We start from the raw sequence: 1,536 nt of genomic DNA, 5'->3' as shown, positions 1-1,536 counted from the left end.
TCGATTGCTGGTAGCAAATAGCCATTTGCTTGCATTGACTTGCTCCTCCTTGTAGAGGAACAACTTCGCGTACCCTATTGTTTAATAATCTCTTTCTGCCGCATGGCGGCGTAGGGTGTGCTCGCCAGATTACGTTTTGCGCGAGTGGGCGTTAGATAAAGCGAGAGCTTTGCCAATGCCCTTTCAGGACAAGTGAATGGAAGTGGAGCCGCGCGGCGATTGAGCGCCTCGAATGACAGCTCTGCGCCCCAATTCCAGACGTTCAGGCGTTCCCTGCGGATGCCTGAAAGCGGACCGGCAGGTTTGCTCCGGCGATGGGCACCGAGAACGTCCGTTTAGGGGTGGTTAGCGGACGTTATGAAGCAACGCCGCTTTCAGGATCACTAGCGAGCTGGTTCGCGAGAACAGCGAATTCTTCTCCGGCACAATCGCTGTTTTCGAGGCCACGAATGGTCTGCGTCGCTCCGGTCTTCAACAAAATAACCAATGATGGCGCGCGGCTTACCGTTTTGAAGGTAACCTGCTTGACGTCCTCCCAGGCAACAGATCGCTGAAGCGTAGATCGGTGCAATCGCAGGCCCCAATCGGTCGCTTTGACTGCAACATTGTCCAGCAACCTCCATGCGAAGCGGAACGCCTCCCACAACAGGTACAGTGCCAACAGGGCGAGCGGCAAATTTATCCCGGCAAACGATACGGCATGCGTCAGTCGGATGAAGCCGAGATGCCGGCTGTCCTGCATATCGGTGGCTAAATCAGGCACGATTGCGGCTAGCCCGATGAGCGCGCTTGCCCCGAACAACAGGCAGACGAGAAGAAAGCCCAATGCGCCTCCGCGCCATCGCAATTCGGCTTTCGGTACATCTGTTGTCGTGTTGATCACGATCAAATCTAGATTCGTCATTTACAGTGGTCCAGTCTCACGTCCGCAATGGGGTCGTTACCGGTCGACCGGTTTAGGCAGTGGACCAGGCATAGCTTCCAGTCGGCTTTTGGCGCGCACCGTATGGCTGGGAGTGTCCGGGGTGGGGTGGAAAGCTGCCCCCTTCCCGATCGTTGGGTAGTCACAGATCGTTCGGCGTAGAGGGCGCAAAACGCAGCCAACCATTGGAAAAATTCAACCCGTGACCCACCATCATAAGGGGAATCAGCAATGCGGCCCAGCTTCGCCAATCCCACAAGTTCCCAAAAGAAGCGATTGTGGCTCCAAGAGAGATCAATCCCACGCAAAAGCTCGCAAAAGCAAGTTTGTCCAAACACAGCCTTGCAGCATGCGAGATGCGAGCTTGGCGGTTGTACCGTTGCCGTTTGCTCTTCCAAGGTCCGCTGTTAACTTTTCCAAGCGTCACTGCCTCTCTCCCGCTGATGCAATCTGAGCGAGAATGACATTAGAAAGATTTGTCCGCAATGGGTCGGAGCACGAACCCGCTTCGCGGGAGGGGTGCTGGCGGCGCGGGTTACGCCAGAGCAAGACCGTAGCGAGTAGATTGAACAAGGCCGATCATTCCGGCTCCTTCAACCGAGGAGTCGAGAGAT

1 protein-coding gene is annotated in these 1,536 nt (G+C 55.7%); it reads right to left on the bottom strand.

Annotated features, from left to right (window positions below):
• Window positions 1-355 precede the first annotated feature (355 nt).
• The gene (locus ACXYN8_RS13605; RefSeq protein WP_458890013.1) at window positions 356-883 is read right to left on the bottom strand and encodes a hypothetical protein; all 528 of its coding nucleotides are present in this window, start codon (window positions 881-883) and stop codon (window positions 356-358) included.
• Window positions 884-1,536: the final 653 nt, after the last annotated feature.

Source organism: Altererythrobacter sp. CAU 1778 (assembly GCF_054482795.1).
The sequence above is the reverse complement of the archived record's forward strand: the minus strand, read 5'-3'. Positions and strand labels throughout refer to the sequence as shown.